Below are 2,508 nucleotides of genomic sequence, written 5' to 3' on the forward strand. Positions count from 1 at the left end.
CGTTCGGGATCAGCGGCACCAACGCCCACGTCATCCTCGAAGAACCCCCGGCGGAGCAGCCTGCGGGGGAGGAGGAGCCGGAGGGCTCGCCGGGGACGCTTCCCGTCGTACTGTCCGCGCAGGGACCGCGGGCGCTGGAGCGGCTCGCCGAACGCGTCCACGCGCACCTGGTCCACAAGCCGGACACCGACCTCTACTCCCTCGCCCACGCACTCACCACCACCCGCGCCCCGCTCGACGACCGGGCCGTCGTCCTCGCCGACGACCGTGAGACGCTCCTCGCCTCCCTCCGGGCACTGCGCGACGGCGATCCCGACCGGGCGACCACCGTCACGGGGACGGCCGGTGGCTCCCCCGGCACGGTCTTCGTCTTCCCCGGACAAGGCTCGCAGTGGGTGGGCATGGCACTGCGGCTGCTGGAGAGTTCGGAGGTCTTCCGCGAGCGCATGCACGAGTGCGCGGTCGCGCTGGCCGAGTTCACCGACTGGTCACTGCTCGACGTGCTGAAGGGCGAGCCGGGCGCTCCCGGCCTCGACCGGGTCGACGTCGTCCAGCCGGTCCTCTTCGCCGTCATGGTGTCGCTCGCCGCACTCTGGGAGTCCTACGGCGTCCGCCCCGACGCCGTGGCGGGACACTCGCAGGGCGAGATCGCCGCGGCCTGCGTCGCGGGGGCCCTCACCCTGTCGGACGCGGCCCGGGTGGTCGCACTGCGCAGCCAGGCGCTGGCCGAGCTGGCGGGAACGGGTGGCATGGTGTCGGTCGCCGAGCCGGTCGACCAGGCCGAGGAGCGCATCCGGCGCTGGGAAGGGCGGCTCACGGTCGCCGCGGTGAACAGCCCGGCCTCCGTCGTGGTCTCCGGCGACCCGCAGGCGCTCGACGCACTCCAGGCCGACTGCGCCGAGTCGGGGGTCCGCACCCGCAGGGTCCCGGTGGACTACGCGTCGCACTCGCCCCACGTCGAGGCCATCCGAGACCGGCTCGCCGCACTGCTGGCCCCCGTCCGGCCGCGCCCGGCGTCCGTGCCGTTCTATTCGGCCGTCACCGGTGCGCAACGGGACACAACCGACCTCGACGGCGCCTACTGGTACGAGAACCTGCGCCGGCCCGTCCGCCTCGACCAGGTCACCCGTGCCCTGCTCGACTCCGGACACCGCGCCTTCATCGAGGTCAGCGCCCACCCGGTGCTCACGGTCGCGCTCGACGAGAGCCTCGCCGACAGCGGTGTCCAGGAGGCCTTCGCCTTCGGCACCCTGCGCCGGGACGAGGGCGGCCCGGACCGCTTCCTCGCCGCGCTGGCGCAGGCGTACGTGCGCGGGCTCGACGTCTCCTGGCCGACCCTGTTCGCCGCGCGCCCGCGGCAGACGGTGCAGTTGCCCACGTACCCCTTCCAGCGCGAGCCGTACTGGCTCGATCCGGTGGCCACGGGCGCCGACCTGACCGCCACCGGTCTCACGTCCTCGGACCACCCGCTCCTGGGGGTGCTGGTCGCCCGGGCCGAGGGGGAGGGGCTGCTGCTCAGCGGTCTGCTGTCGCTGCGCACCCATCCCTGGCTGGCGGACCACGCCCTCGCGGGCACTCCCCTCCTCCCGGGCACGGCCTTCCTGGAACTCGCCCTTCAGGCCGCCGACGCGGTCGGCTGCTCCCACGTCGACGACCTGACGGTCCTCGCCCCCCTGCGGATCTCCGAGAACGGCGGGCACCACATCCAGGCAGAGGTGGGCGCGTACGACTCCGACGGGCGCAGGCCGCTGACCATCCACTCGCGGCCCGCCGCCGACCCGGAGGCGATCTGGACCAAGCACGCGGTGGGCTACCTGACCTCGGACCTCCCAGCGGCCGCACGCCTCGGCACGGCGTGGCCGCCGCCCGGCGCCCGCCCCGTCGAGCACACGGACCCGTACGGCACGCTGGCGACACACGGCTACGACTACGGCTCGGCGTTCCAGGGACTGCGCGCACTGTGGCAGCGGGGCGACGAGGCGTACGCCGAGGTCGAACTGGACGAGACCGAAGCCGCCGAAGCCGGCCGCTTCCTCGTGCACCCGGCCCTGCTGGACGCGGCCCTGCACCCTGTCGCGCTCGGCGCGCTGGGCGAACAGGCCCAGGGCGCGGTGCCCTTCGCCTTCGGCGAGGTCACCGTGCACGCCCGGGGAGCGGACCGCCTTCGGGTACGGCTCCGTCGCGAGACAGCCGACCGCATCACGCTCACGGCGACGGACTTCCAGGACGCACCGGTCCTGTCCGCGCGCTCCGTCGTCCTGCGTCCGCTCGACTGGCGGTCGGTGACCACGTCGGGCGACCTGCTCCACCGCGTGGAGTGGGAGCCGATGCCGTCCGCCGACGACCACCAGGGTGGTGACAGCCCGGAGCCGGTGGTGGTGCGGGTGGCTGGTGGTGAGGGCGCGGAGCGGATCGTGACCGCTGTTCTGAGCCGGTTGCGTGACGAGCTTGCCGGTGAGGGTGTCGTGGTGGTGGTGACGGCTTGCGGTGATGTGGCGGGGGCCGCGG

Annotated in this window: 1 protein-coding gene; it reads left to right on the forward strand. The window is 74.0% G+C overall.

The features are described from left to right. On the forward strand, positions 1 to 2,508 hold a 2,508-nt coding region (locus ACFF45_RS35205), incomplete at both ends, for an acyltransferase domain-containing protein (protein WP_381351108.1).

The organism is Streptomyces cinereospinus (assembly GCF_042430725.1).
GTDB classification, from domain to species: domain Bacteria; phylum Actinomycetota; class Actinomycetes; order Streptomycetales; family Streptomycetaceae; genus Streptomyces; species Streptomyces cinereospinus.